This window comes from Desulfosporosinus nitroreducens (assembly GCF_023897015.1).
GTDB lineage: Bacteria > Bacillota > Desulfitobacteriia > Desulfitobacteriales > Desulfitobacteriaceae > Desulfosporosinus > Desulfosporosinus nitroreducens.
On sequence record NZ_JAMHFY010000004.1, the window covers coordinates 49468 to 74136 of the forward strand.

19 protein-coding genes and 1 other annotated feature are annotated in these 24669 nt (G+C 42.4%); of the genes, 2 read left to right on the forward strand and 17 right to left on the reverse strand.

What is annotated here, in order from left to right; all coding sequences use genetic code 11:
- The 3 genes from murJ to M8E35_RS05870 form a co-directional block, all read right to left on the reverse strand.
- Positions 1-1569 (reverse strand): murein biosynthesis integral membrane protein MurJ, encoded by a 1569-nt coding sequence (gene murJ, locus M8E35_RS05860; protein ID WP_252467890.1) that lies wholly within the window; start codon positions 1567-1569, stop codon positions 1-3.
- 243 nt (positions 1570-1812) lie between these two features.
- On the reverse strand, positions 1813-2904 hold the full coding sequence (gene spoIIP / locus M8E35_RS05865; protein ID WP_252467891.1) for a stage II sporulation protein P: 1092 nt from the start codon (positions 2902-2904) through the stop codon (positions 1813-1815).
- A 100-nt stretch (positions 2905-3004) separates the two neighbouring features.
- Positions 3005-3334: a phage holin family protein gene (locus M8E35_RS05870; RefSeq protein ID WP_073028695.1), complete on the reverse strand. Its 330-nt coding sequence runs from the start codon at positions 3332-3334 to the stop codon at positions 3005-3007.
- Between the two features lie 199 nt (positions 3335-3533).
- Here M8E35_RS05870 and rpsT point away from each other — a divergent pair, with 199 nt between their 5' ends.
- Complete coding sequence (gene rpsT / locus M8E35_RS05875) at positions 3534-3806, forward strand: 30S ribosomal protein S20 (RefSeq protein WP_252467892.1); 273 nt, start codon at positions 3534-3536, stop codon at positions 3804-3806.
- Between the two features lie 116 nt (positions 3807-3922).
- Here rpsT and holA read toward each other — a convergent pair whose 3' ends face one another.
- From holA to M8E35_RS05945, 14 genes are all read right to left on the reverse strand, one after another.
- Positions 3923-4951 carry a DNA polymerase III subunit delta gene (gene holA / locus M8E35_RS05880; protein WP_252467893.1) on the reverse strand — a complete coding sequence of 343 codons (1029 nt, stop codon included), beginning with the start codon at positions 4949-4951 and terminating at the stop codon, positions 3923-3925.
- Positions 4952-5029: 78 nt separating this feature from the next.
- Positions 5030-5449: a type II toxin-antitoxin system VapC family toxin gene (locus tag M8E35_RS05885; RefSeq protein WP_252467894.1), complete on the reverse strand. Its 420-nt coding sequence runs from the start codon at positions 5447-5449 to the stop codon at positions 5030-5032.
- A complete protein-coding gene (locus M8E35_RS05890; protein ID WP_252467895.1) occupies positions 5427-5660 on the reverse strand; it encodes a type II toxin-antitoxin system Phd/YefM family antitoxin in 234 nt (77 codons plus the stop codon). The genes M8E35_RS05885 and M8E35_RS05890 overlap by 23 nt, the downstream gene beginning before the upstream one ends.
- A gap of 363 nt (positions 5661-6023) precedes the next feature.
- Positions 6024-8483 (reverse strand): DNA internalization-related competence protein ComEC/Rec2, encoded by a 2460-nt coding sequence (locus tag M8E35_RS05895; RefSeq protein ID WP_252467896.1) that lies wholly within the window; start codon positions 8481-8483, stop codon positions 6024-6026.
- Positions 8480-9091 (reverse strand): ComEA family DNA-binding protein, encoded by a 612-nt coding sequence (locus M8E35_RS05900; RefSeq protein WP_252468127.1) that lies wholly within the window; start codon positions 9089-9091, stop codon positions 8480-8482. The genes M8E35_RS05895 and M8E35_RS05900 overlap by 4 nt, the downstream gene beginning before the upstream one ends.
- 748 nt (positions 9092-9839) lie before the next feature.
- Positions 9840-11165: a PhoH family protein gene (locus M8E35_RS05905; RefSeq protein ID WP_252467897.1), complete on the reverse strand. Its 1326-nt coding sequence runs from the start codon at positions 11163-11165 to the stop codon at positions 9840-9842.
- A gap of 611 nt (positions 11166-11776) precedes the next feature.
- Positions 11777-13912 carry a cell wall-binding repeat-containing protein gene (locus M8E35_RS05910; protein WP_252467898.1) on the reverse strand — a complete coding sequence of 712 codons (2136 nt, stop codon included), beginning with the start codon at positions 13910-13912 and terminating at the stop codon, positions 11777-11779.
- A gap of 192 nt (positions 13913-14104) precedes the next feature.
- Positions 14105-16612 (reverse strand): leucine--tRNA ligase, encoded by a 2508-nt coding sequence (gene leuS / locus M8E35_RS05915; protein WP_252467900.1) that lies wholly within the window; start codon positions 16610-16612, stop codon positions 14105-14107.
- A 249-nt stretch (positions 16613-16861) separates the two neighbouring features.
- Positions 16862-17059: a binding site (T-box leader), on the reverse strand.
- A gap of 26 nt (positions 17060-17085) precedes the next feature.
- Complete coding sequence (gene rsfS, locus M8E35_RS05920; RefSeq protein ID WP_252467902.1) at positions 17086-17445, reverse strand: ribosome silencing factor; 360 nt, start codon at positions 17443-17445, stop codon at positions 17086-17088.
- A complete protein-coding gene (yqeK, locus tag M8E35_RS05925) occupies positions 17420-18016 on the reverse strand; it encodes a bis(5'-nucleosyl)-tetraphosphatase (symmetrical) YqeK (RefSeq protein ID WP_252467904.1) in 597 nt (198 codons plus the stop codon). Before yqeK ends, rsfS begins: the two co-directional genes overlap by 26 nt.
- Before the next feature lie 128 nt (positions 18017-18144).
- Positions 18145-18396 (reverse strand): RNA recognition motif domain-containing protein, encoded by a 252-nt coding sequence (locus tag M8E35_RS05930; protein WP_229245670.1) that lies wholly within the window; start codon positions 18394-18396, stop codon positions 18145-18147.
- Positions 18397-18538: 142 nt separating this feature from the next.
- Positions 18539-19168, reverse strand: coding sequence for a nicotinate-nucleotide adenylyltransferase (gene nadD, locus M8E35_RS05935; protein WP_252467906.1), 630 nt, complete (start codon positions 19166-19168; stop codon positions 18539-18541).
- A 232-nt stretch (positions 19169-19400) separates the two neighbouring features.
- Positions 19401-20294: a diguanylate cyclase gene (locus M8E35_RS05940; RefSeq protein ID WP_252467907.1), complete on the reverse strand. Its 894-nt coding sequence runs from the start codon at positions 20292-20294 to the stop codon at positions 19401-19403.
- A gap of 1 nt (position 20295) precedes the next feature.
- Positions 20296-22008, reverse strand: a complete 1713-nt coding sequence (locus M8E35_RS05945; protein WP_252467908.1) for an ATP-binding protein — start codon at positions 22006-22008, stop codon at positions 20296-20298.
- 579 nt (positions 22009-22587) lie between these two features.
- On the opposite strand from M8E35_RS05945, the gene M8E35_RS05950 reads away from it, so the two are divergent.
- Positions 22588-24591 (forward strand): aldehyde ferredoxin oxidoreductase family protein, encoded by a 2004-nt coding sequence (locus M8E35_RS05950; RefSeq protein WP_252467909.1) that lies wholly within the window; start codon positions 22588-22590, stop codon positions 24589-24591.
- The last annotated feature ends 78 nt before the right edge of the window (positions 24592-24669 follow it).

The window sequence follows — 24669 nt, forward strand, 5'->3', positions numbered from 1 at the left end:
CTAACGTGTTCCGATCTTCCGACGTACTAAACCCATGACCTGGTTAAACTCATTCATTCTCAAAAGCTTTGCCATTCCAGCAAATACTACCCCCCCAACCGCCGTACCAGTTACCAATACGAGTAATGAGCCTAACGTACGGACACCCGCCAGCGGGGTCAACCATTCACTCCACACCCAAATTACAACCGCCATACAAAGTGAAGCCACTAACGATTTTATACTCGTCCAAAACATAGCCCAACCATCCATTGTCTTTAGCCTCTTGCGCAGCAGGTAAAACAAGAGCAACATATTTACAAAAGCAGCAATTGTAGTGGCAAACGCTAAACCCCCATGAGCTAACGGACCAATCAATATGTACATGGCTAAAACGTTAACTACCATTGCAATAATTCCCAATACTACAGGAGTCCAAGTATCTTGAAGGGCATAAAAAGCCCGCGGCAAAATCTGGATTACAGCTTGCGAGGATATCCCTATTGAAAAGTAAAACAGAGGAATTGCCATTGTGAATGTGTCATCCGCTGTAAACTGGCCATGCTCAAACAAAACCCTAATTAAGGGAAAACGCAAAACAATCATACCTGCAGAAATCGGCAGGGTTATGAAAATGACCATGCGAACAGCATTAGACAATGTTTGCCGGAAATCATCCCACCGCTTCAGTGCCGCTTGCTCAGTCATCGTCGGAAAGGTCGCCACAGCAATTGCTAAAGCAAAGATCCCCACAGGCAACTGAAATAGGCGGTAGGAATACCAGACTGAAGTGATACTTCCCGGAAAGAGCAACGAACCAAAGTTATTATTAACAACAACCTGAATTTGGTTGAGAGAATAACTAAGAATAATAGGTACCGCTAAAGCCCCAATCAGACGAACACCTGGATGGTTCAAATCAATAATCGGATAATACCGTATCCCTACCTTGCGCAAAGCCGGAATTTGAACTGCAAAGCTTACTAGAGCCCCAACAACCACCCCAAAGGCAAAACCCGAAACGCTCTCAGGTTTTTCCGGGTTCGCTAAAATCGTCCCAAAAAAGATAATACATGCATTATAAAGCACAGTCCCCAAAGCTGAAGGCCAAAAAATCTTGTACGAATTCAAAACCCCCATTGTCAACCCGCTTAGAGCCATGAACAAGGGCTGAATCAAGAGAATTCTAGTTAAATGAGTCGCTAAAACCATATTCTCAGGTGCAAAACCCGGCACCACCAGACGAATAAACTGGGGAGTAAAGAAGAGCCCCAAAAGCACAAGCACTCCCAAAGTAAGTAAGATCAAATTAATAACTGAACTGACCACACGCCAGCCCTCATCCTCATTACCCTTAGCAATAAATTCTGAAAAGACAGGAATAAAGGCGGCACTCAAAACTCCGCCTACTAAAAGCCAATATAATAAATCTGGAAGAACAAAAGCAGTATTATAAGCATCAGTGACACCACTTTGTCCAAAGAAACCCGCCATTAATGATTCTCGCAAAAAACCTAAAATGCGCGAAACCATTTGAGCGGCCATAAGAAACCCTGCCGCTTTCATAAGTGTTCGGTTGGTTGATGACATAATGAATTAACCTCTTCTCCCCATCGCTAACTCTGCCATCCGAATTATAGCATTTTTCACCATGCGAAAAAAGAGAAACCTTTCCAATCTAGAAGGCAAGCAGAAAGCCCAGAAGTTTTACGGTTTAGCCTGAGCAACAAGTGAATAGCAAATGGATCACGTAAGTCTCCGGTACGATAGTCTCCGGTGGACACTATCGCCGAAGGCGCTGACCCACAAACGAACACTTATCATCGTAGGATGCTAAGACACTTCCTCCTCCAACCACTCAGCCAAGACCTCCGCAAAAGCCTCCGCTGCCCTATTAGATTCATCTAATGTATTATACTGACTCCCAAATTCGAGCAATAATCCACCATCAGAAAGGTGTTGATTGTACCTCGCATCGGCTGCATAACTAATATTCGAAGCAAAAAGCCCCGGATATTTCTTTTCCCCTATAGCCATCAATTCCTTAGCTAAAGCCTCATTCTTTTGCCAATGAGGATTTTTCTTCCCTATAACAAATAAAACTTTACTGGTTTCTTGACCGTTCACTTTGACCGTTGACTTAGAAAATCCCGGTGGAAGTCCATCTCGATGAACATCCAATAATATCTTTATCGAAGGATAGTCCTTAATCAATTGAGTTGCTGTCTTCACAGACTCACTGTATGCCTTCATAAAATCGACTGCGTCGTGGATTTTCGCATCATGTACTGCACCGATTCCATTTTTCTCAAGGGCCTTTTTTAATGTCTCTCCTACAGTAACTATATCTCCATTCTCCCCTTGTACCCGATCAGGGCCCCCTTTTCCCGCATAACTTTCACTATTGTGTGTGTTATAAACTCCTACGACCACTTTCCCATCACCTGGTACCGCAGGTGAAGAAGGATTAGGAGACTCGTTCCCTTTAGGGTTCTGTCCATTAATCGGTTCTAAGATTGGACCCTCAAACTCAGGATCGTCCGGGTTATATGCCCACCCTAACCATACCGGGCCTTGCGCAGTATGAGAATAATATCCCAAAAAGAATGTGCGAGGGTCTGAAATATTTACACCTGTCAATAAAAACATGCTTACTGCCGCGCCTTGATGTCTAGTTAAGTCCATACGATCCCGTTCCGGTTGAGAAAAGCCTGGAACCCCTTCTAACAAAATAGCTTCAAAGGGAAAAGATTGTTGAGTCAGAAAGTGAACAAACTGGTGGGAACTTCCGCTGCGTAAGGCATAACCTAATCCTAAAATCACTAGAAGACTCACAGCTCCCAGCATAAACCCACGCATCCATTCATTAAATGTCCAAATTCTAAAGTGCTTTTTTTGCCGATGATAAAAATCTTCCCGTAACAAAGGACTTGTCCCCCTTCCTCTTATTGAAGAAATATGAAGGACAAGTCCAAGGTAGAACCCTGTAAATATTATTTTCTAAAGAAACTCAGCATTATTATGTTCACCGAAGCGTCGTCGGAACAAAACTGTCGACAATTCCAATGACTAGTGAAGCTAACAAGGCACCAATAATAGAAACTGAAATGGATCCAGGAACAAGATACTGACTGAAGTAAATTACAACAGCCGCGGTGAGAAACCCAATTGAACCGCGTCCCATACGAGTAATCTTATCTCCAAATATTCTTTCAATAACATAACCCAGTATAGCAATCACAGCAGCTGCGATAAGCGCTCCCGTAAATCCAGCTACACGAAGTCCCGGAACAATCCAACTCACCAAAAGCAGAACCAAAGCAGATACAATAAACCGTACGATCATTCCTATCATTTACAAATCCCTCCAATTATTTTCTTACTAACACTCAATTGTGTTTTATTTGATACAAGGTATAGTTTAAACAAAATAATCGTTTTTTATTACATTGTATTAATTTCCTGAATTTCCTTGATAATTTCGGACCCTGATGTTAGAATATAGTTTGTGCAACAATGCGAATAATATCAATAACCAAAGGGGGTGACTATTAGTGCCAAACATTAAATCCGCAATCAAAAGAGTTGAGTTGGGAAAAGCTCGCACGATTAAAAATGCTGCTGCGAAATCTGCTTTACGGACAATCATTCGCCGTTTTGACGAAGCAATCAGCACGGATTCCGAAACCGCAGCACTCGCTTTGAAAAGGGCTGCTCGTGCTTTGGATAAAGCCTCCTCCAAGGGTTTGATTCATAAAAACTTAGCTGCTCGCAAGAAGTCCCGTCTTACGAGAAGATTCAGCAAGCATTTCGCCCAAGTAGGCTAAACATCCCTGCAAAAAAGAAGCGACAAATTGTCGCTTCTTTTTTTTGTGCCTTTCTTCTACTGCGCGCATACTCATGCCACTTGACACTCTTTGCATCAATGATAAAAACAGTCCCCTCACCTCGTTCCAATCCTGTCGCCTTCTTCCTCCCCACAAAACCGAACAATCATCATTTCCAATAACAATCCCGAATCCCCGCCCCCTGATTTCAAAGCCACATCTGTGTTCAAACACTCAAACAGCCCTTTGGACAGTTGTTTCGTCGATAATCTTTGCGATTGTTGCCAAACCTTTTGGGCTTCATATGGTTTAATCCCTAACGCAGAAGGAACCTCAGATACATCTCCCCCTCGTTTCCGAAGAGCATCACAGCCAAGGAGAAGTCGAACTTGCCTAACCATTAACGTTAGGACCTTTAAAGGATGTTCGTCACGTAACACTTCACGCAAAGTCTGAATAGCCTTTGCTGAGGAGCGAACTGCCACCGCATCCAGAAGATTAAAAATACTGGCCTCAATCGTACGGGTTGTAATCTTTTTAACATCTTCCATCGTTATCTTGGGGCGATCCCCTGCATAAATGACGAGTTTATCTAATTCTTGACTTAAAACACCCGTTTGATGCCCTGCCCAGTCAATAAACTGAGATGCCACCTGACTATCCATCGATTTTCCCCGTATTTTTAATTCTGACTGAACCCAGGCGAGCCACTCCTGCGGACGTTTCGGAGCACAGAATTCCAATATCCCGCCAGTCCGATCTAAAGTTTTATACAGTTTTCTTCCTCTATGCACACTTTCAGCGATAAATAAAAGGCAGGTAGAGGGATTAGGATTCGAAAAATATTCCAGAAACGGCTCTAAATCTGCCGTCTGCCCATCTTGAAAGTAGGTTGCATCGTCAACCACCACAAGTCGGTTGGCAAAGAAGGACATCGTATTTGCTCTCTCAACAATCTCTGCCGGAGACAACTCTTTAGGGTCAACCACTTCAATCCCGCTGCCAGAAGGATCCGTCGTGAAATAGAACGACTTAAGGACTTTCAACCCTTCCTTAATTAAAAAGCGATCCTCACCATACCAAAGATAAACAGGCGGAATCTTTCCCTTCTCTATGATTTCCTTAATTCGTTCAATTTCACGCATTTAAACCACCTCTATCGCTTATTATAATGGGTATGAATTCAATAGTCCAAGGCGGTTTTCCTCGATAAATTTTTTATTTTAAAAAAATTTAGCTAAAAGGTCATCTGGAGTAATCGCTTTAATCGGGGACTCAGCAAAATCCTTTAGATTGCGGGTAATAATTAGATCAAGTTTCCTCCGTTTGGCACAAGTCGCCAACAAGGCATCTTCATAATCGCGCATAGGGATGCTGAGCGCTTTCTCGCAGTCGCTTCCTGTAACATCAAGAACCTCAAAAAGTCTGAAAAGCTTCAAAAGTACTTGCTTTGCCTGATCCGCATCATGCAGATACTTGTGAAGTAAATAGTAAGTATCGGTAATAGAACTTGCAGTTATAGCTGCGTTTAATTTATCCTCAGCAACCAATAGTAAAATCTTTTCAGCAGCAATATGGTGAGGAGCACGACCGATCAGAGCATCAAGGATAACATTGGTATCAATCAATACGTTCATGTTCATGCTTACTCAACCTCTCCTCTTTTGCCTGTTCTAAAGAAGCATCACCGGAGAGAATACTAAACAATGATTTTGCTACCTCAACCTTATCCTCGTTCGTATGGGTAAGCTTTGCGATGCTCTTTCCGTTCTTAGTGATGATGATTTCTTCATTGGCAACGAGTGTTAGGTATTTCCCGATGTTTGTTTTAAATTCAGTTGCAGTGATAATCATTTAAACGCCTCCTGTTCAAAACACAACAGATTACTTCTCTATATCAGCATACCAAATTCGCACGAAATAGTTAATATAATTTGTGCGATCATTTTAGAAAGTAAAGAAACCTTAACCCTCTCCAAGACCTTTATATAAAGAAAACTTGGCTTGCGCCCGAAGACACTGTCTTCGCAACGGATTGCCCTTCTTGCAGTATTAACGAAAGTTATACTTTCTGACTAGTACAAAAAAAAAGCCCTCCACGGTAGTGGAGGAGCAAAAGAAAGAGGAGGAGAAAAGAGATGTTCCTTGTTATTGTTACCCAGTATTTCCTTTTTATACATGGGAATCCCAATCTAAGCTAAATAAATATCTTTATTATTAACGACCAGGAATGATTTCAGTCCCATTGTCTCCTAGTAAAAGTTGTATTGTCCCGTGATTATCCGTCCGAAAAACTGGAATATGACGTTCCTCCCAATACTTCAACACTTCCTGAGAGGGATGCCCAAAGGAATTTTTCCCTACTGAAATCCATACAGCCTGGGGATACATACTGTCTAACCAAGGGGTATACAAGGAAAACTTACTTCCATGATGCGGCACCTTAAAAATATCTGTTTCTACATTTACCCCTGTCTCATATATGTCCTGCATTTCTTCTTGCTCCATATCAGCGGTCAGCATAACGCTTTGCCTTAGATAATTAAGCTTAAGCACCAAAGAATTATTGTTCGGATCTGAATGTGTCCCTTCGAGAAGTTGATGCGGACCCAAAACCTCCAACCAGACCCCCGAGCCCAAATCAATTTGATCACCCACTTGAAGCATACGCAGTTTTTCTGACTGGCTAGTTAACCCCAAGGGAAGCCCCTCTTGCCATTCCTCATTTTCCAGACCCTCGCCTACCGCAGGAACCCCTACCCAATCTGCAGGAATATTATCAAGCACTGCCCGCACTCCACCAATATGATCCGCATGTTCATGCGTAATCAATAAAGCATCCAAGTGCCCTATTCCTCTATTTAATAAATAAGGCAAAACAATACGTTCCCCTGCATCGAAGGTATCACTTCGCGGTCCGGCATCGATTAAAACTGCCTGTTTCTCAGGGCCTCGAATTAATATCGCATCTCCTTGCCCTACATCAATCATGACCACTTCCAGATCAGTTTGTGCATTCCAAGGACTCCACAGCAAGAATACAATAAGTAAGATACCACCCCAACGAACCAACAACCGATTGAGAACAACGGGGCTAAACGAGAAGTTCACTAGCCTTCGTTGCATAGTATGACAAAGTTCCCAGGGACATCGCTCAATCAGCTTAGAGGCAATAATGCTTAATTCTCTGCGGTGATAAACCCATCTGACTTTCAGAGTAAAGAGAGCACGCTCTTTTCCCCACAAAACAATTCCGATTCCACCATACCAAATGATCCAAAAAATGGCCCCCGGATTTAAAACCCAGACATCAGCATACGGTAATTCTGCCAACATCTTTAAAATAATATTCGTTCCTTTTAATAACCATAAACTCGCCTGAAACAAAGGAGCAGACAACACTCCGGAAAAAGAGAGGATTACCCCTATAAGTCCTAATTCCAATACACTACCTAAGATAAAAAGAATAAAGACATTCACCAATAAACCGATCAATGATAAACGATGAAACGCTGCAATTAGAAGTGGAAACGTAGCGACTTGCGCTGCTATGGTACAGGCAAAAGCAAATCGAAGCAACCCCGGAATATTTGCAAAAAACTTCCCCTCAAGAATTCTTGGAGTCAACACAACGATTCCCCAAGCGGCTGCAAATGACAGTTGAAACCCCAGATCTCGAATAATTAAAGGGTTAAAGATAAAAAGCCCCACCGCAGCAAAAAACAACCATCTTAGGGTAGCCACTTTACCCCGGCCCAAACGTCCAAGTAAAAGTGCACTACCCAAAATTGTTGCCCTGACAATCGGAGCATTTCCTCCACAAAGCGCAGCATAAAGCAACAACCCCAAAAGCGTGCCAAAAATCCTGATCCGCATCGGTAAAAAGCCTAAAATCAACCAAGAAAACCCTAGCACAAAAGCAACATTAGAGCCTGAAGCAGCAAAAACGTGAAGCACACCAGTCACCTTATATCGTTCTTGAACCACTTCGGGTATACGACTTGAATCCCCAAAAAGGATCCCTTCTAATACCCCCGTCTCCTCCGAATCCCAAGCCAAAAGCCTGTTTCGTACCTGCTGACGAATCTTCCAAGGCAGACTCGCCTCTCCCGCAGAGAGAAGCACCGCATCCCCTTGTGCATACATACTTCCGCTTAACCCTCTAACTCCATAATAAAGGCGCAAATCAAACCCGCCTGGAGTACCAAGAGACTTAGGCCTCTCCAAGTGGGCCCTGAAACTGACATAATCTCCAGGCAGAACCCGTTTCCACTCACCAGAAAACTGCCCCAAGCTATCCGGATAAACAGTTAACCGATAAGACTGCCCCTTAACCTCACCTTCCTCAACGCTTATCAGGCCAACAACCTTATCCTTAGAAACATTCCAATCCTTTATGAGACCAACAATTTCCACACGATCTAAAATAAGAGGTTCCGGCAAAGAACGCTCCGCAAGTGCCCCATAAACAAAGCCCAGCAGGAGACTCGCTGCCAGCAATGGAATCTCCGGACGAAACAGTCTCCCAAAAAAATCACGAGGACGCCAAAAAAGTAGGCGTACCCCTAACAGAATAAGAATCCCAAAAATCCAAAAACGCCCTTGTACCGGAATGTAAGCCCCAGAAAGACCTCCCACCAAGAGAGCCACCGCTCGAATAATCCAAGGATCCCTCATGGTCCAACCGTCACTTGAGACGCCATCTTCTCGAAAGTCTTGGGACCAATACCAGAAACATTCTGTAAATCTTCAGCCTTAGCAAAAAGGCCATGTTCAGTCCGATATTGAATAATACGCGCCGCTAACGCCGGACCAACACCAGACAGTTTGTCCAGTTCAGCCGCTCCAGCAGTATTAATATTTATCTTTCCGCCCTCCGACACCGGAATACCAACCGGTGCAGAAGAAACAACTGGCACCGAACCCACCCCTCCAGGATCACTTGAATTTCCAGCCAGAGCAGGATCAGGAGGAATAACCACAGGCTTAAGCGGAACAGTAATCTTTTGACCATCCTTAAGCCTTTCAGCCGGATTCATACTCTCTAAATTCGCCTCAGGCAACAGTTGAACCTGCTTAAGAGCATCATCCAAACGAGCATCAGGCGCTAAATGAACAAGTCCCGGTTCTTCAACCGCCCCCGCAACATAAACAATAATCTCACGACTTGAATCCGCTTTTTGAACATAGGCATAGGTGCCATGAGGAAGAAAAAGCTTCCAAATAGCCAGAATTACCAACCCAACCAGCACAGACCACCAAGCATAGCGAAGCTTCCCTTCCATCATCCCATGCCCCCTGCCTCTATCAAATCATTATCTCATTAGTCTGCTTCAATTCCTCTTTATTCCTTCTTTTTCCTGCCGCGAAGACTCACTTATCCTGTCGTATTAGGTATTTTTAGAATTATGACTATGGGCTTGCTTGCTATTTACCAAGAAAATAATACTCACCCGCCCCATAAATACTGGCAAAATAAAAAAATCCCTATCTATTTCTAAATACGGATTCCAGTAATCATATGTTTGGAATTAATCTCAATCCCCCAACTCACCCCCCAACCCCTGAACATGAAGGCGCACATGAATGTGCTGTCTCCCTCTTCGTCCTCAGACCAGGACGCAGTGTCTCAAGCGCCCCCGACGTCTCTAACTTAACAGAATAACCAACTTATCCAATCGACCCCATAAACAGGACGGTGCACATCTATGTGCCGTCTCCCTCTCCGTTCTCCGTCCCCAGACCAGGACGCAGTGTCACAAGAGCGCGACGTTTTTACGTAAGCAGCCAAGCAAACTTCCGTTTAAGCGACCGACCCCAAATACGGGGCAGTGTACAAGGATGTACACTGCCGCCAGTGAGCCAGGGACGGCTCATCTGGCATGATAGTCTCCAGTGGAGATTATCGCCGTAGGCGGGTTCTTTAAAATGATACTATCGCCGAAGGATGAACCCCCGCTCCCCAAAGTCAGTCGCTTAAACGGTTAGTTTGCTCTGCGTCGTAAGCACCGAGCGCTTTGTGACACAAGTCCCCTATAATAACTCCGCCGTCCGCGTTGCCAACTCACTCCGCTCCCCACGAATCAACCGAACCTGACCATAAAAAGATTGCCCAGCTAACCGGTGAGCCAAATGGGCCAATCCATTACTCTCTTTATCCAAATAAGGATGATCGATTTGATCCGGATCCCCACAAAGCACAATCTTCGTTCCCTCACCCGCACGAGTAATAATTGTCTTCACCTCATGTGCGGAAAGATTTTGAGCCTCATCAATAATAATAAACTGATTAGGAATACTTCGCCCCCGGATATAAGTCAGTACTTCAATTTCAAGTTGCCTCTTCTTGATTAGAAGATCAATAGCACTCTCAACCACCGACTCACTGCCTCTTTCGCGTTCTTTATCACGCCGAGCCCGCAGTAAAAACTCAAGGTTATCATAAATAGGTTGCATATACGGACGCACTTTCTGATCCTTTTCTCCGGGAAGAAACCCAATATCCTTACCGAAGGGAACAATCGGGCGTGCACAAAGCATTCTAACATAGATTTCAGCGTGAACAGTTTGCTCTAAACCGCTCGCTAAAGCAAGTAACGTCTTCCCGGTACCTGCCGGCCCCATCAAATTAACTAATTTAATCTCTGGATTGTTGAGCATTTCCAGGGCCCAGGATTGCTCTAAATTTTTAGGTCTGATATCCCAAGGACCGAGACCCTTCCCCATTTGATAGACGAGCTTTTCCCCATCCACAGAGGTTACAAGCGGCAGGACACTGCCATCACTTAAAACTGCTTTTACGCATCGGTTTGGAGATAGCGGTGACTTTAATGGAATGTATTTGTTTTGGTAAAGTGCCCCAACATCGTGATCATCTAACGGCAGAGTTAATATCTCCTCCGTAATAGAAGGCAACGCCACTTTGTCATTATGATAATCATCCGTTAAAATCCCTAAAGCATCGGCTTTAACACGCATTGCGATATCTTTAGTGACTAGGATAACAGGGCGTTCTTCCTCCCGCGTTAAACTTAGGGAGACTGCTAAAATCCGATTGTCTGCCAGCCCTAAATCCGAGTTTATGGGCAAAATCTCATTAGAGTAATGATTTAACTCGATTCGAATCCTACCACCGTTTGGTAAGAGCACACCTTTGGAAAGTTGCCCCTTTTCCCGTAAACGATCTAGATAACGAATAGCCTCCCGAGCAGCTAGACCAATATTTTCTAAGAGGCGCTTCTTACTTTCTATTTCCTCTAAAACCACGTAAGGAATAATGACTTCGTTGTCTTGGAATTGAACTATAGCGTTTGGGTCGTGCAGTAATACACTTGAATCGAGTACATATACTTTTTGCAACTATATACACCCCTTCTTCAACTATCTCTTTATACTATATTCCAAATTTTTCTACAATCTCCATTATTGCCCCAGCGATATAGAATCCGAATCTCTCTAATACTATATTCCCTGCCTCACTAACCATTCGCAAAACAAATTTCATGACGCTCAAGCGAATTGGCATAAACCCGAAGACGGCCTCAAGATATCCCGCAGAGAAATATCAAATCGGCATAGTCAATCACACAAGCCGTGCCAAATATCGAACGGTCAAGACTAAAACAAGAATGCGAGAGCTTTCAAACCAAGAACCGCGTCATCCGCTTGGTTAATAAAATTGTAGCATATGGGTGTAAAGAATAACCTATCAATAGGTTAAAAAAATGTTAAGGATAATGAAAACTTGGCTGACGCCCACGAAGACACTGTCTTCGCACGTATTAGCCTTCTTGCAGACACTGTCTTCGCACGTGTTAACTTAGCAGAGAAGCCTCAGGCGAGGCGGCACCCTAGTTGCACTTATGCTAAGAAATTATATAACGCAAGTTTATACTTTCTGATAGTATAAAAAAGGGTCCGTTCTTTGCATTTTAATACAAAGAACGGACCCACCTGTCCAATCTTTATGCCTACTTCCCGTAAAGAAGGCTTTCAGCCTGTTTTATAAGGCTGTCTGGAACAACAACCGATCCACCTAACGCCCGAACCATAGGACGGTTACCTGCATCTCTAAGTTTTGTGAGGTAAGCCTCCGTTGCTGGGGGCAGAGTGCTAAGAGCAGGGTCAATCAGAAGGACTGGATCACCAGTCTTTGCAGCTAATGCACTTCCGGCAATCGCATCTCGATAATCAAACCCATTTGCTAAATAAATGATTTTTGGATTCGTTGAAAACTCGTTAAGGACAACGCCCGCAGTATCAAAGCGATCATTTCCTGCTAAACGTTTAATAGCAGCATTAGGGGCCAACTCTTTAATTTGAGCTTCTACGGACTGGGAAATCACAGACGCTCCGCCAACGATATATACCGTAGAAGGCTGATTACTGGAAATATAAGCTTTCGTTCTATCAGCAAGAGAGTTCTGAGAAACCAAGAGTGTAGGGTACTGTTTTGAACCTACCAGACTGGCAGAACTAAGTGCATCCGGAAAGCTTTCCCCTGAAACTATGACTACAGGCGTTCCTGGCTCTGCATTAGCCTTATCCACTACAGCCATACCTGTTTCGTAACGATCGAACCCGCTTATGCGTTCGATGTTTGCATGTCCGCCCTTAATGAGCTCTGTTTCGAACTCCGTACCAATCGCTACAGTTCCGCCAATAATAAGTATTTTTGTATCAGGTTTCGAATGTTTAGCAATATAATCAAATGCTTCTGAGGATTCTTCAACCGTAGCTCCTACTAGTAAAATCGGAGCATCGAACTTTTTGGACAAGATATTAGAAGATAACGCATCAGTATAGTTGAGACCGGATACTAGGATAATGTTATCGCATTGGCCGCTCTCATACTCTTCAGCAATGGTTCTTGCTGTTTTGTAGCTGTCTTGCCCACCCAAACGCATAGAGCCTTCCACAGTTCCTGCAGGCACCATAGATTTCATCAAATCCATATAATCAAACGAGTTGTTTTCATTTAATACCGGAATTTCAATCTCAACCGGGCGGTTGATTCCTGAAGTAACAGTACTAAAGCTCACCTTCAGATTTAAATTGCCTTTTACCTCTTCAGACGTACTCTCTTGTGACGTCAGATTATTCATCAATTGATTAATCTCGCCTAAATTTACTTCAAGATCAATGATCCCGCTATTTTTAACAACATATCCATTAACAATAGCATATTCTAACTTAATGCCTTGATCACCTAAAAAGGTTACATTGTCAAATTGATCCATAACCTTATTAAATTCAGTTAGAAACTCTTTTTTATTAGCATCAAAATCCTCGAAGGCTTTATCAAATTCGCTTAAGGTGTTTGCATCTTCCGGAAGTTGACTAAGCTCCAGTATCGAATGCATAAACTCCTTAACAAACATCATAGCCTCTTCGTCCTGAGTGAAATTATTGACCGTATATCGGATAAGCTCCTTTAATTGTGCGTCATTGATCTTCACTTCATAAAGTTTTGCCGACTTGCGGCCATCGTTGGTTTCTACATACTGACTTCCCTTGGAAACCACATTGACATCCGGATTAAAGCGTTTAGCATAACTAGTCAAAAAGTCAACCTGTTTTGATTGCATATTTTTAACAAATTCCGTAATCTGATTAAAGTTCATAGGTTCAGATGCACCCATATTAGAGGGATTCATCACCATATATTCCTTACCCGCAAATTGTGGCGGTAAAGATGCTGATGCGATTTGTGGAATTTTAATAATCTCTATGATTTTTGGAGTATCACCGGTCAAATCCGAGTCTACCCAAACAGGCATATTGAAGCTCATACCCTGTAAGTCCAAGTCCATGTCAACTTGTGATTTAGCCACAGTTTTTTCTTTATTAGTGCTGGTTTTAGTATCCAAACTTAGTTTAGCATTATTCATAAATGCCTTAGCCGTATCTACTTGTTGTTGGACATCAGGATCAAAATCCGAGCCACTTAATTGTAAGGTTATGGTTGTCTGCTGCTGCAGAGACGTCACATCTTGCATCTTCATGGAAGCATCAAATAGAACCTGCTGATTCTGACTGCACCCCGTTACTGCCAGCATTAATGTTAATAATCCCACAAGCCAAGTCATTTTCATCTTCGATCTCATTTTTTTCCTCCTTAAAACCACTATTATACATTTATAATTAGTTCTACGATAAAGCTCCAATCCCTCCTTATTCAGGAAATTTTTATTATAGACCAAAAATCCCACCATTACTATATATGCCATAGCCCTGCATCGATAGTATTTAAAAAGGGCAAGCTTGCCTCTGGCAAACTCACCCTTTTAGACTATTTTTTACTTAACAACAATGTTAACCAGCTTTCCCGGTACCGTAATGACTTTCACGATGGTTTTTCCGTGAGTCCATTCAGCAACTTTAGGCTGAGCAAGCACTAGTTTTTCCAAGTCAGCAGCCGAAATTTCCGCAGCCACTTGAATCCGTTCCCGAACTTTCCCGTTCACCTGAAGAATTACCGTCACTTCATCTTGTACGAGAGCCGCTTCATCCACAATAGGCCATGGCTGTAAATGAATGCTCTCTGTATGTCCAAGCTCCTGCCAAAGTTCCTCCGTAATATGCGGAGCAATCGGGGCAAGAAGTATGAGAATCCCTTCCAAAGCCTCTCGACCCACTGCAGCATCCGCTGTCGGTTGCTCCTTATAGATATACAGGGCATTAACCCATTCCATAATAGTACTAATGGCTGTATTAAAGTTGTAGCGCTTTCCGATGTCAACGGTTACCCTCTGGATAGCCATGTGTGTGTGGCGTCGCATTTCTTTACCAACTGCGTCTAATTTTCCCCATCTGTCCGTAGGGTCAGAAGAAGCCGAAGCCTTCTTATCTTGAACCTCTTTTAAAAGTGGCTCATATTGAGCAACCAAGCGCCAAATTCGATTTAGAAAACGATAACACCCTTCAACCCCTTGATCACTCCATTCCAGATCTCTCTCCGGTGGAGCAGCAAACAGAATGAATAAACGGGCCGTATCTGCCCCATATTTCCCAATAATTGCTCCAGGGCTAACGACATTCCCCTTCGATTTAGACATCTTTGAGCCATTCATACAAACCATACCTTGGGTTAGTAGGTTTTGGAAAGGTTCATCCGCTTCCAAGTAGCCAAAATCCCTCAAGCCCTTTGTAAAAAAGCGCGCATATAGCAGATGCAGAATCGCATGCTCTACCCCGCCAACATATTGATCGACATTCATCCACTGATTAACTGCCTTTTTAGAAAAAGCCTCCTCATCATTACGAGGGTCAGTATAACGAAGGAAATACCAAGAAGAACAGGCGAAGGTATCCATTGTATCCGTTTCACGCCGAGCATCGCCCCCGCACTTAGGGCATGTTGTTTCAATAAACGAGGGGGATGTAGCAAGCGGATTTTCCCCTGCTTTAAAGACGACATCAGGCGGCAACATTACCGGCAGCTGTTCTTCCGGAACTGGTAAAGTTCCACAGGAATCACAATAAATCATAGGAATAGGCGCTCCCCAATAACGTTGACGAGAAATCAGCCAATCACGCAGACGGAAATTAACCTTCCGCTGACCAATACCCAGGCGCTCTGCCTCATCGGCAATCCGTTCCAAAGCCTCATCACTGCCGAGTCCATCGAAGGCATCGGAATTAACCATAATCCCTTCCCCTGTGAAAGCCGCTTTGAGCGGTTGATCCTTCGCTTCAGGCGAGCTCCCGGGAGGCACAATAACTGTTTTAATTTCTAAGCTATACTTCCCAGCAAACTCGAAGTCCCTTTCATCATGAGCCGGCACGCCCATGACCGCTCCGGTTCCGTATTCTAGCAGAACATAGTTAGCAATCCAAATAGGCACTTTTTTACCACTCAGCGGATTTAGACAATGTGCCCCGATAAACAGCCCTTCCTTTTCTGCATCCGTAGAAGTTCGGGCAATTTCATTGAGACCTTTCATTTTTTCAATAAAAGCCAACACATCCGCCTCGTAGTCTGTCCCACTCACCAGTTCAAGGACGAGTGGGTGTTCCGGAGCCAAGACCAAATAGCTCACCCCAAAAAGAGTATCAACTCGGGTGGTATATACCGAGATCTTCTCAGGACGCTCTTCCAACGCAAAGTTCACTTCCACGCCTTCAGAACGGCCAATCCAGTTGCGTTGCATAGTTTTAACCTTTTCAGGCCATCCCGGCAACTTATCTAGATCCTGAAGCAAGACATCCGCATAATCCGTGATTTTGAAAAACCACTGTTCCAGACTTTTCTTTGTTACCAGCGTATCACACCGCTCACACCCGCCGTCCACAACTTGTTCATTAGCAAGCACTGTGGCACACGAAGGACACCAGTTAACGGCAGCCTTCTTCTTATACACCAAACCATGTTTATGAAACTCTAAAAACAACCACTGTGTCCATTTATAATAACCCGGATGACATGTCGCCATTTCCCGGTCCCAGTCATAGGAAATCCCCATCTCTTGGAGCTGGCGCCGCATATTCGCAATATTCTTCCAAGTCCAGTCTGCCGGAGGAGTCTGGTGCTTGATGGCGGCATTTTCCGCTGGCAGACCAAATGCGTCCCATCCGATGGGGTGAAGAACATTATGGCCGGTCATTCGCTTATAGCGAGCAATAACATCCGCTATAGAATAATTACGCACATGCCCCATATGCAAATCTCCCGAAGGATAAGGAAACATAGCTAAAGCATAATACTTCGGCTTTGAGGAATTTTCCTCCGTTTTATAAGCTTTGCTATCCACCCATTCTTTCTGCCACTTCGATTCGATCTCAGGAAACGAGTACCTCTCTTGCATAAAAAACCTTCCCCCTTAGAATAAGTCACTCACTGTTTATATTTTCTAATTTGAAATAAGTATTAGATTTATTTTATCCACTCATTAGTATTGCCGAAACATGTGGTCTGAACTAATATAAGAAACTTGGCTAGCACCAAGCCCCAAGCGCAGGCCATAGAAGGCAAGAAAAGCCTTCCAGAAAGTTATGTTCTCTGACTGGAGCAGTCAGTTTATACTTGTCCTGACACTATAAAAATCTCTCGTCCCTAAAGGGACGAGAGATCTACTCCCGTGGTACCACCCATTTTCATTAGTGCTTAAGCGATCTTAACGGCTCGCACCGGTGTTCATTGTAACCTGAACACAGCTCCAGGGCGAGTTCCTGAAGTTCCCAATAACGGCTTGCACCTCCCGCCGCCTCTCTTAAGAGGGTTCCACAGTACTGCTCCCTATCCTAGCATTTACGTGTTTAAATTATATGCTTATTAGGATTAATGCTCAACCGGACTCACAGACATGACTTCCGCATCTTTCCATAAACGTTCAAGCTGATAAAACTCCCGTTGATCCGGAGTCATAACATGAATCACTAAATCACCGCCACAATCCATCAAGACCCAGTTAGCCGTTGGCAATCCTTCAAGATGAACAACCGGTATTCCTATCTCCGGCAACTTTTCTTCCAAATGGTCAGTAATGGCTTTAACCTGAGTAGTCGTATTTCCAGTCACAATTAAGCAATAATCTGTAACCATGGAAATCCCCTTTAAACTCAGAAGGGTAATGTCCCCACCTTTTTTGTCTTCAACAAAATCGACAACCTTATCAAGAATTCTTTGATCCAGTTCCAATATTTAACCTCCTTTGTAAATCATCAAACGTCAATTGAGTTAATGGATGAATGGGGCGTTTGCTTTCTCTCAAATATATTAAAGTGTGTTCAACACAGGCCAACGTACCCTTTTCTAAATTATCATACAAGGATTGACGCAAAATGTCCACTTTTGGAAAATCACGATCACGTTCGGTTAGATCAGCACTGTAAATAAGCATCTCCAATGGTCCCATTCCCGGTCTTCCTAAAGTATGATTCTCAACAGCCGCTAAAACTTCTGCATCATCTAACCCATAATAATGTTCCAACCAATAAGCAGCCACCGGCCCGTGCAAAACATATGGGCTCTGCTCATCCTCAGGATAATGTAGCAAATTCCACCGTCGCGCGTACCTAAGTTGATTATTCAAAGAAACTTCTTTTGCTAAATCATGCACTAACCCTGCACAACGAGCCCTGACAGGATCCAATCCATGATGTCCAGCCAGTTGCTCTGCCCAATCTGCCACACCTAACGTATGCCTGAATCGCTCCTCTGAAAGAACACGGGCCGCCAGATCCCTTAGCACTTCAACCTGCAATATCACGTATCCCCGCTCCTCTTTTATCTCCACATTCTCTTTAACAATCTATTTTATCAAGTAAACGCTCACGATGCAAAATATTAAATGGGAGACCCCCACAAGCAGAGGTCTCCCTTACAGTCGCAGGGTTGTTACATTTGTTTTGGTTTAGCTTCGTTGACCGTTAATGGTCTTCCACCAAAATCTTTGCCATTTAGCTCTTCCGCCATACGTGCTGCATCCGTTTCCTCAACCTCGATAAACCCAAACCCCCGGGAACGGCCAGTTTCACGATCGGTAATAATCCGACTGCTTTCAACTTGACCATATTCACTAAAGAATTGACCAAGCTCTTCAGCTGTCGTATTCCACGGAAGATTTCCGACATAAAGTGTTGTTGGCATGATAACTGTCACCTCAATCTTGTATTAATCACTGATCGTTTTTAGTATGATCAAATCCAGACAGAGTATGCGAAATAAAAACAACGATTAATCACTAAAATAAAGCAGTTTATCGTATTTTTGTTGCATAAATTTATACACTTCATGAATCTGCATAAAGTCTATGCTGTTCAAGATAAAGACGCACAGTCTCAGGCAAAAGGTAACGAATGGGTTCTCTACGCCGGACCCTCGCTCGAATATCTGTTGAAGAAATCGCTAAGGCGGGAACTTCCAGATAATGAATTTTTCCCTGAGTCTCAGGATGTTCATGTTGAACTTTCAGAAAAAAATCACTTGCATCAAACCCTGGACGCGCTGCGCCAATATATTGAATCAACCTAAAGATTTCTTCCGCCTCACGCCAAGAAAAGATCTCTAACAGAGCATCTGATCCAGTGATAAAATAAAGCTCATGTTCTGGCCAGTCACGGCGTAAAACACGCAAGGTTTCAACCGTATAGGACGGCCCCTCCCTCTCAATTTCCACCCGAGAAATATCAAACGCCGAGTTATCTTGAATAGCTAGTTTCACCATCTCATAGCGCATTTCTGCTGCTGAAATGTCTTTTCTGTCTTTATGCGGAGGCGTCCCCGTCGGTATAAATAACACTTTGCTCAACTTAAACTCAGCACGTGCCATTTCCGCAGCAACCAAATGTCCATAATGAATCGGGTCAAAGGTTCCACCCATGATTCCCAGTCTATTCACTTTTTCTTTTGGATTATTCATTAGTTTTTCTCCATGGTCTAAAGCTGCTCAACTTCGGCGCTTAATTTATTGATAATTTATTATTTTTATGTAAAGTTCGCTGGCAGAGTACAATCTCTCTCATATGTATTATGCCATAGTATATCGGCTGTGTATACCAAGAACGAGGTTACTCTATTCAGCGACTGCCTGGGCACTTATTTACAAAGCTCCAAAAAATGTTCAATATTGCAACAAAAGATTACCACTCTTCTTAATTCATTTCTACCCTGTTCCGGCCGTTCGCTTTAGCTTGATACAGCTTTTCATCACTCTTTTGTATTATTTCACTTCCCGTCATATTGTCTTTTGAACTTTTATGAAAAATACCCATGCTGACGGTTATATGAATACTTTCTTTACCATCTGTATTAAAGCTTAGTCCTTCAATCTTTTTCCGGATTCTTTCACACATCTGCCATGTACCTTGTTTATCGATTTCGGGTAAAACAAGGCCAAATTCTTCTCCGCCATATCTGCTTACAATATCTCCTCTGCGCACTGAATTCTTTAAAATGTTAGCAAGTTCTTTCAAAACGATATTTCCTGAGGTATGCCCATATGTGTCATTAATTCTTTTGAAGTGATCGACATCGATCATGACAAATGCTATATCACCATCGTTTCTTTGTTGTTTGGCAAGTTCCTTCTCAAACAACTCAACTAGTAATGCATGGTTATATAAACCCGTTAACCTATCTTTCATCGCCAGTTCCTTTAATAGGTCCTGACTTTGTTTAAACCGCAGTGCTGATTGAATTCTGGCAATTACTTCTATTTCATCTATAGGCTTTTTTATATAGTCAAAGGCACCATACTCCAGAGCCTTTTTTACATCGATTCCTTCTGCTTTTGCTGTCACCATAATAATTGGAATGTCATTCACTTCATCATTTTCTTTTAACAACTTACAAACCTCAAAACCATCCAACCCAGGCATCATAATATCCAGCAGGATGACGTCCGGTAGAAATTTCAGAGTCATTTCAAGAACACTTAACCCATTATCCGTTGAGTACACGATGAAATCTTCATCTTCTAAAATATCCGTTAACAACTTTACATTCAGCTTATGATCATCGACGACCAATACTTTTCTTCCATTCAAATTACATAACTCCGATCAAATTTGTTTTCGAATCCGTTGTTATTGTACTCTCTTGATTTTCTTGAGAATTCTTAAAGTCAACATTTCCACTCGATAAATCTATAGGCAGATAAACAGTAAAACAACTTCCCATTCCCAGTGAACTTGTGACCTCAATTCTACCTCCAAGAAGTTCAACAAGATTTTTAGTTATGGATAGTCCAAGCCCTGTTCCTCCAACTTTACGGGTGTAAGAACCGTCCACTTGTCTGAACTCATCAAAGATTTTTTGGAGGTTTTCAGCGGCAATCCCAATCCCTTGATCTTTTACTTTTATACAATAATCATTCAAAATCCTATCAACTTGAATTTTTATTGTTCCCTTTTCGGAGTACTTTATGGCATTGCTTATGAGGTTAATCAGAATCTGTTTTATCTTAAGCCTATCACTTTTAATTATCATATTATTTTCAATTGACAAGATTTCACATTGGTATTCTAAGTTTTTAGATTCGACTAATGTTTTTGTCATATCATTTACTTCTACGATTGCATCATTTAAATTAAACGTTTCAATTTGGATGTTCATTTTCCCGGCTTCCATCTTAGAATAATCTAATAGATTGCTGATTAAGTCTAATAGATGATAGGCTTCTTCTTTAACAATTTTTAAGTTTTCGAGCTGCGTAGCCGGGAGGATATCTCCAGATTTCTTAATGACACGGGTGGTAAAACCAATAATTGAGTTAAGTGGAGTTCTTAATTCATGAGACACATTAGCTAAAAACTGGCCTTTTAACCTATTTGCCTCGTTAGCTTCATTCATTTGTACTTGTATAGCTTCATTCTTAACACATAATTCATCTTCTCTTGTTTGGATCGCAATCAGCATCAGATTAAAATTCTTAATTAACACATCTAAATCTTTATCGGTTGTCAATTGTATGGGTGTTTGATAATTATGTTTCGTGATGTTCTCGGTAGCGGCAATCAACATTTTAATTGGATTAGTTATAGATAATGAAGTAAAAATCGAGACCAAAATTGCCGAGATTGTTATGATCAATCCTCCGATAAGGATTGATAGATAGGTATTAAATTGTGTCGTTATCAAGTTCTCGCTTTTTTCTCCTAATAATTTCTTCCCTTCATTATTAATATCATCAAGAATAGCACTTAAATTATCTCTTAATTCCTTCCCTTTATCTGAGTGAAAAAGATCTTCTGCCTTTTCAGGGCCATTCGGAGGCAATCCCGGTATAAAATCAGGGGGTCCCTCTAAAAAGGAGTTCTGGAGTTGAACCCGAGTATTATTGTCCGATGAAAGTATTTCCATTCGCTTTTGGGCGAGGATATCCATTTGAAACCCCAACCATAGTCGATATGCTTTGGTGAGATCTTCCAACATTATCAATTGTGTCTCATTCCCAGAAACTAGCTGTTTGAGTTCATCATAATGTAATTGAAAATCCGATCTTCCTGTATTATAGGGTTCCAGGAATTTTTCGTCCCCGGTGATGATATACCCCCTTCCCCCTGCATCAATATTAAAAATGCATCTTAAAATCGCATCAGATTCTCGCAATGCCTGATAAGTAGAAAGGTTTGTCGCAACAACCTTAGACACTTTAGTAAAATTCATATATGTATAGCCAAGAACTATCAACATAAGCACTATGGAAATCCCAAAACCTGAGTATAGTTTTTGCCTGATCGTAAGCCTATTTGATATCACTCAGTCTCCCCCTAATGATTGTGATAATTTTAATTTTTTATTATAATCAATTAAAACAAGATTTTTCCAAAAATATAATTTTTATAATATTATACGTGTTATTGTTGTAAAACTCAATCTCATGTCATTATTTGTCGCTTCTAGGGACGAGTGGGACGAGGGGACGAGGGGACGAGGGGACGAGGGGACAGGTTTCTTGTCCCACAGACTGTTCAGTTTCTCGCTCTACAGCGTACATCTGTTCAAGGGTAGTATGGCAACTTCCCGCTACGACAGTACGACCGAATTTTCCCGTCCCCCTTTAAAGACAAAAATCTTATTTGTAATTCGGTCAACCGTGGAATGAGATTGGTATACAGTCAATATACAGTCAATAAACTATTTATAATGGAAAGGATGTGAATACACCTGGTTTATGGTTAGTGCGTAGGAAAGATCTACTGGGGGGGCGACTAACTGTCCCGCGTCCTTTGTACTTAGTCGAGTAGCTGAATCCTGCGAAACTGCCGCTTTGTTTAGTCGGCAAAGTGAAGTGCCGGATGTACGGTTTTTCTGGTATTTTGGAATCCAGGTAAAAGTATGCCATTTGGCTACATGGGGAAAATACTTTGGGTAGACCTGACGACGGGATTCATTCAGGAAGAGGAACTACAAGATGACCTTATCAAGAAGTATCTAACCGGTTATGGTTTGGGTGCGAAGATAATATTTGACAAACAGCTGCCTGGGGTAGATCCATTAAGTCCTGAAAATATTTTTGCTATAATGAGCGGCCTCTTAACCGGTTCTGGTGCATTTTTCTCGGGACGATGGATGATTATGGGGAAAAGTCCTCTGACAAATACTTGGGGCGACGCTAACTGTGGAGGATATTTTGCACCGGCAATAAAGTCCACCGGATATGACGGTATATTTTTTGTAGGCAAAAGTGAAAAACCAGTTTACTTGCTGATCGACGGTGATAATAAAGCACTTATTGATGCCACTGATTTATGGGGAAAGGATTCCAATGATACCATTGACGATTTAACGAACAGATATGGGGCTCACTTTAAAACAGCTTGCATCGGACCGGCCGGTGAAAAAATGTCCAAAATCTCTGGCGTCGTGACAGATAAAGGAAGGCTGGCAGCAAGAAGCGGATTAGGTGCAGTCATGGGCTCGAAAAACTTAAAAGCAGTATGTCTTGGTGGGAACAAAAATGTCAACATTTTCGATCCGCAAACAATAACAAAATTGACAGATGATTTTGCTCAACAGTTTTATACCTACAAGCATCCAATCAAAGACAAAATCTTAAATGAAGCGACTAATGTACCGCTATTATCCGGCGTTATACGTTATTTAAGCGAACATAATATGATGCCTATTAGTGGCGAGGTAGAAAAATACGCCATGAAAACATGGGGTACATCCGGCACAGTAGCTTACTCAGCCAACACCGGTGATTCGCCGGTTAAAAACTGGAAAGGAGTCGGTTATATCGATTTTCCCGGAAGGTTAACCCGAGAAATTTCCAACGATTCAGTAACTAACTATGAAACAGACAAGTATGGATGTTACAATTGTCCACTTTGTTGTGGAGGAAAAGTATCCATAAAAGAAGGCCCCTATCCTATTTCAGAAACCCATAAGCCTGAGTATGAGACAATTTGCGGCTTTGGGACACTGCTTCTCTGCAATGATATGCCCAGTATTATCAAAATTAACGATCTCTTAAACCGTGCCGGTATTGACACAATCAGCTGTGCAGCAACTGTTGCCTGGGCTTTTGAAGCCTACGAAAACAAAGTAATAACAACCGCTGATACAGATGGTTTGGAGTTAACCTGGGGTAATGACGAAGCGGTTGTAAAACTGGTAGAAAAAATAGCTGACGGGAAAAGCATTGGAAAACATCTCATGAACGGCGTCAAGTTTGCATCCGAACACTTTGGAAAAGGCTCAGAAGCGTATGCTATGCATGTTAGAGGACAAGAACTACCGATGCATGACCCACGTAATCCTGATGGTACCAGTCTGGGGGTTGGCTATGAAGCAGAGCCCACACCAGGCAGGCATACCAGTACACTGGACTGTTGCAGTTTGTATCGTCAACCTCAACCGAACAATAAGTTAACAGACAAGAACCTTCATCCTATGAAGAATAAGTGCACAGTTGCAGATCAGGGTGCAAGTTTAAGGGATGCCAGCTGCTTTATGGATCTTATCAATGGCTTTGGGCTTTGCGCTTTTGCTTTCGACGCAGAAGTTACGCCGCCGATCGTTGAATGGGCTAACGCCATGACAGGATGGAACTTAGACTTTGAGGAATATTTGCATATTGCACGAAGAATAAAAACTATGCGCCATTCATTCAATATTCGTGAAGGCATAAACCCTATAGAGTTTAAGATGCCGGATAGGGCAAGGGGTATCCCTCCTTTAGAGAAAGGACCCAATGCAAAGTTTCAAAATGATTTTGAAAAAGGAAAGATCAACTATTTCGACGCCATGGGATATGACTTAAAAACAGCTAAACCACTTCTTGAAACCCTTGATATGTTGGATTTACCTGAAGTTAAGAAGGCCTTATACAAGTAATATATTTTGCATAAACAAACAGTCTGAAACTTCTATCCAAGCTCCAGACTGTTTTGTCTATGCATATTAAATTTTAAC

Coding starts and splice junctions, on each gene's coding strand:
- M8E35_RS05870 (WP_073028695.1), bottom strand. CDS start 3,334: ATGATAGGAATGATCGTACGGTTTATTGTATCTGCTTTGGTTCTGCTT.
- leuS (WP_252467900.1), bottom strand. CDS start 16,612: ATGCAAGAGAGGTACTCGTTTCCTGAGATCGAATCGAAGTGGCAGAAA.
- M8E35_RS05895 (WP_252467896.1), bottom strand. CDS start 8,483: ATGAGGGATCCTTGGATTATTCGAGCGGTGGCTCTCTTGGTGGGAGGT.
- nadD (WP_252467906.1), bottom strand. CDS start 19,168: ATGAATAATCCAAAAGAAAAAGTGAATAGACTGGGAATCATGGGTGGA.
- M8E35_RS05910 (WP_252467898.1), bottom strand. CDS start 13,912: ATGAGATCGAAGATGAAAATGACTTGGCTTGTGGGATTATTAACATTA.
- M8E35_RS05930 (WP_229245670.1), bottom strand. CDS start 18,396: ATGCCAACAACACTTTATGTCGGAAATCTTCCGTGGAATACGACAGCT.
- M8E35_RS05890 (WP_252467895.1), bottom strand. CDS start 5,660: ATGATTATCACTGCAACTGAATTTAAAACAAACATCGGGAAATACCTA.
- holA (WP_252467893.1), bottom strand. CDS start 4,951: ATGCGTGAAATTGAACGAATTAAGGAAATCATAGAGAAGGGAAAGATT.
- M8E35_RS05885 (WP_252467894.1), bottom strand. CDS start 5,449: ATGAACATGAACGTATTGATTGATACCAATGTTATCCTTGATGCTCTG.
- M8E35_RS05950 (WP_252467909.1), top strand. CDS start 22,588: ATGCCATTTGGCTACATGGGGAAAATACTTTGGGTAGACCTGACGACG.
- M8E35_RS05900 (WP_252468127.1), bottom strand. CDS start 9,091: ATGGAAGGGAAGCTTCGCTATGCTTGGTGGTCTGTGCTGGTTGGGTTG.
- murJ (WP_252467890.1), bottom strand. CDS start 1,569: ATGTCATCAACCAACCGAACACTTATGAAAGCGGCAGGGTTTCTTATG.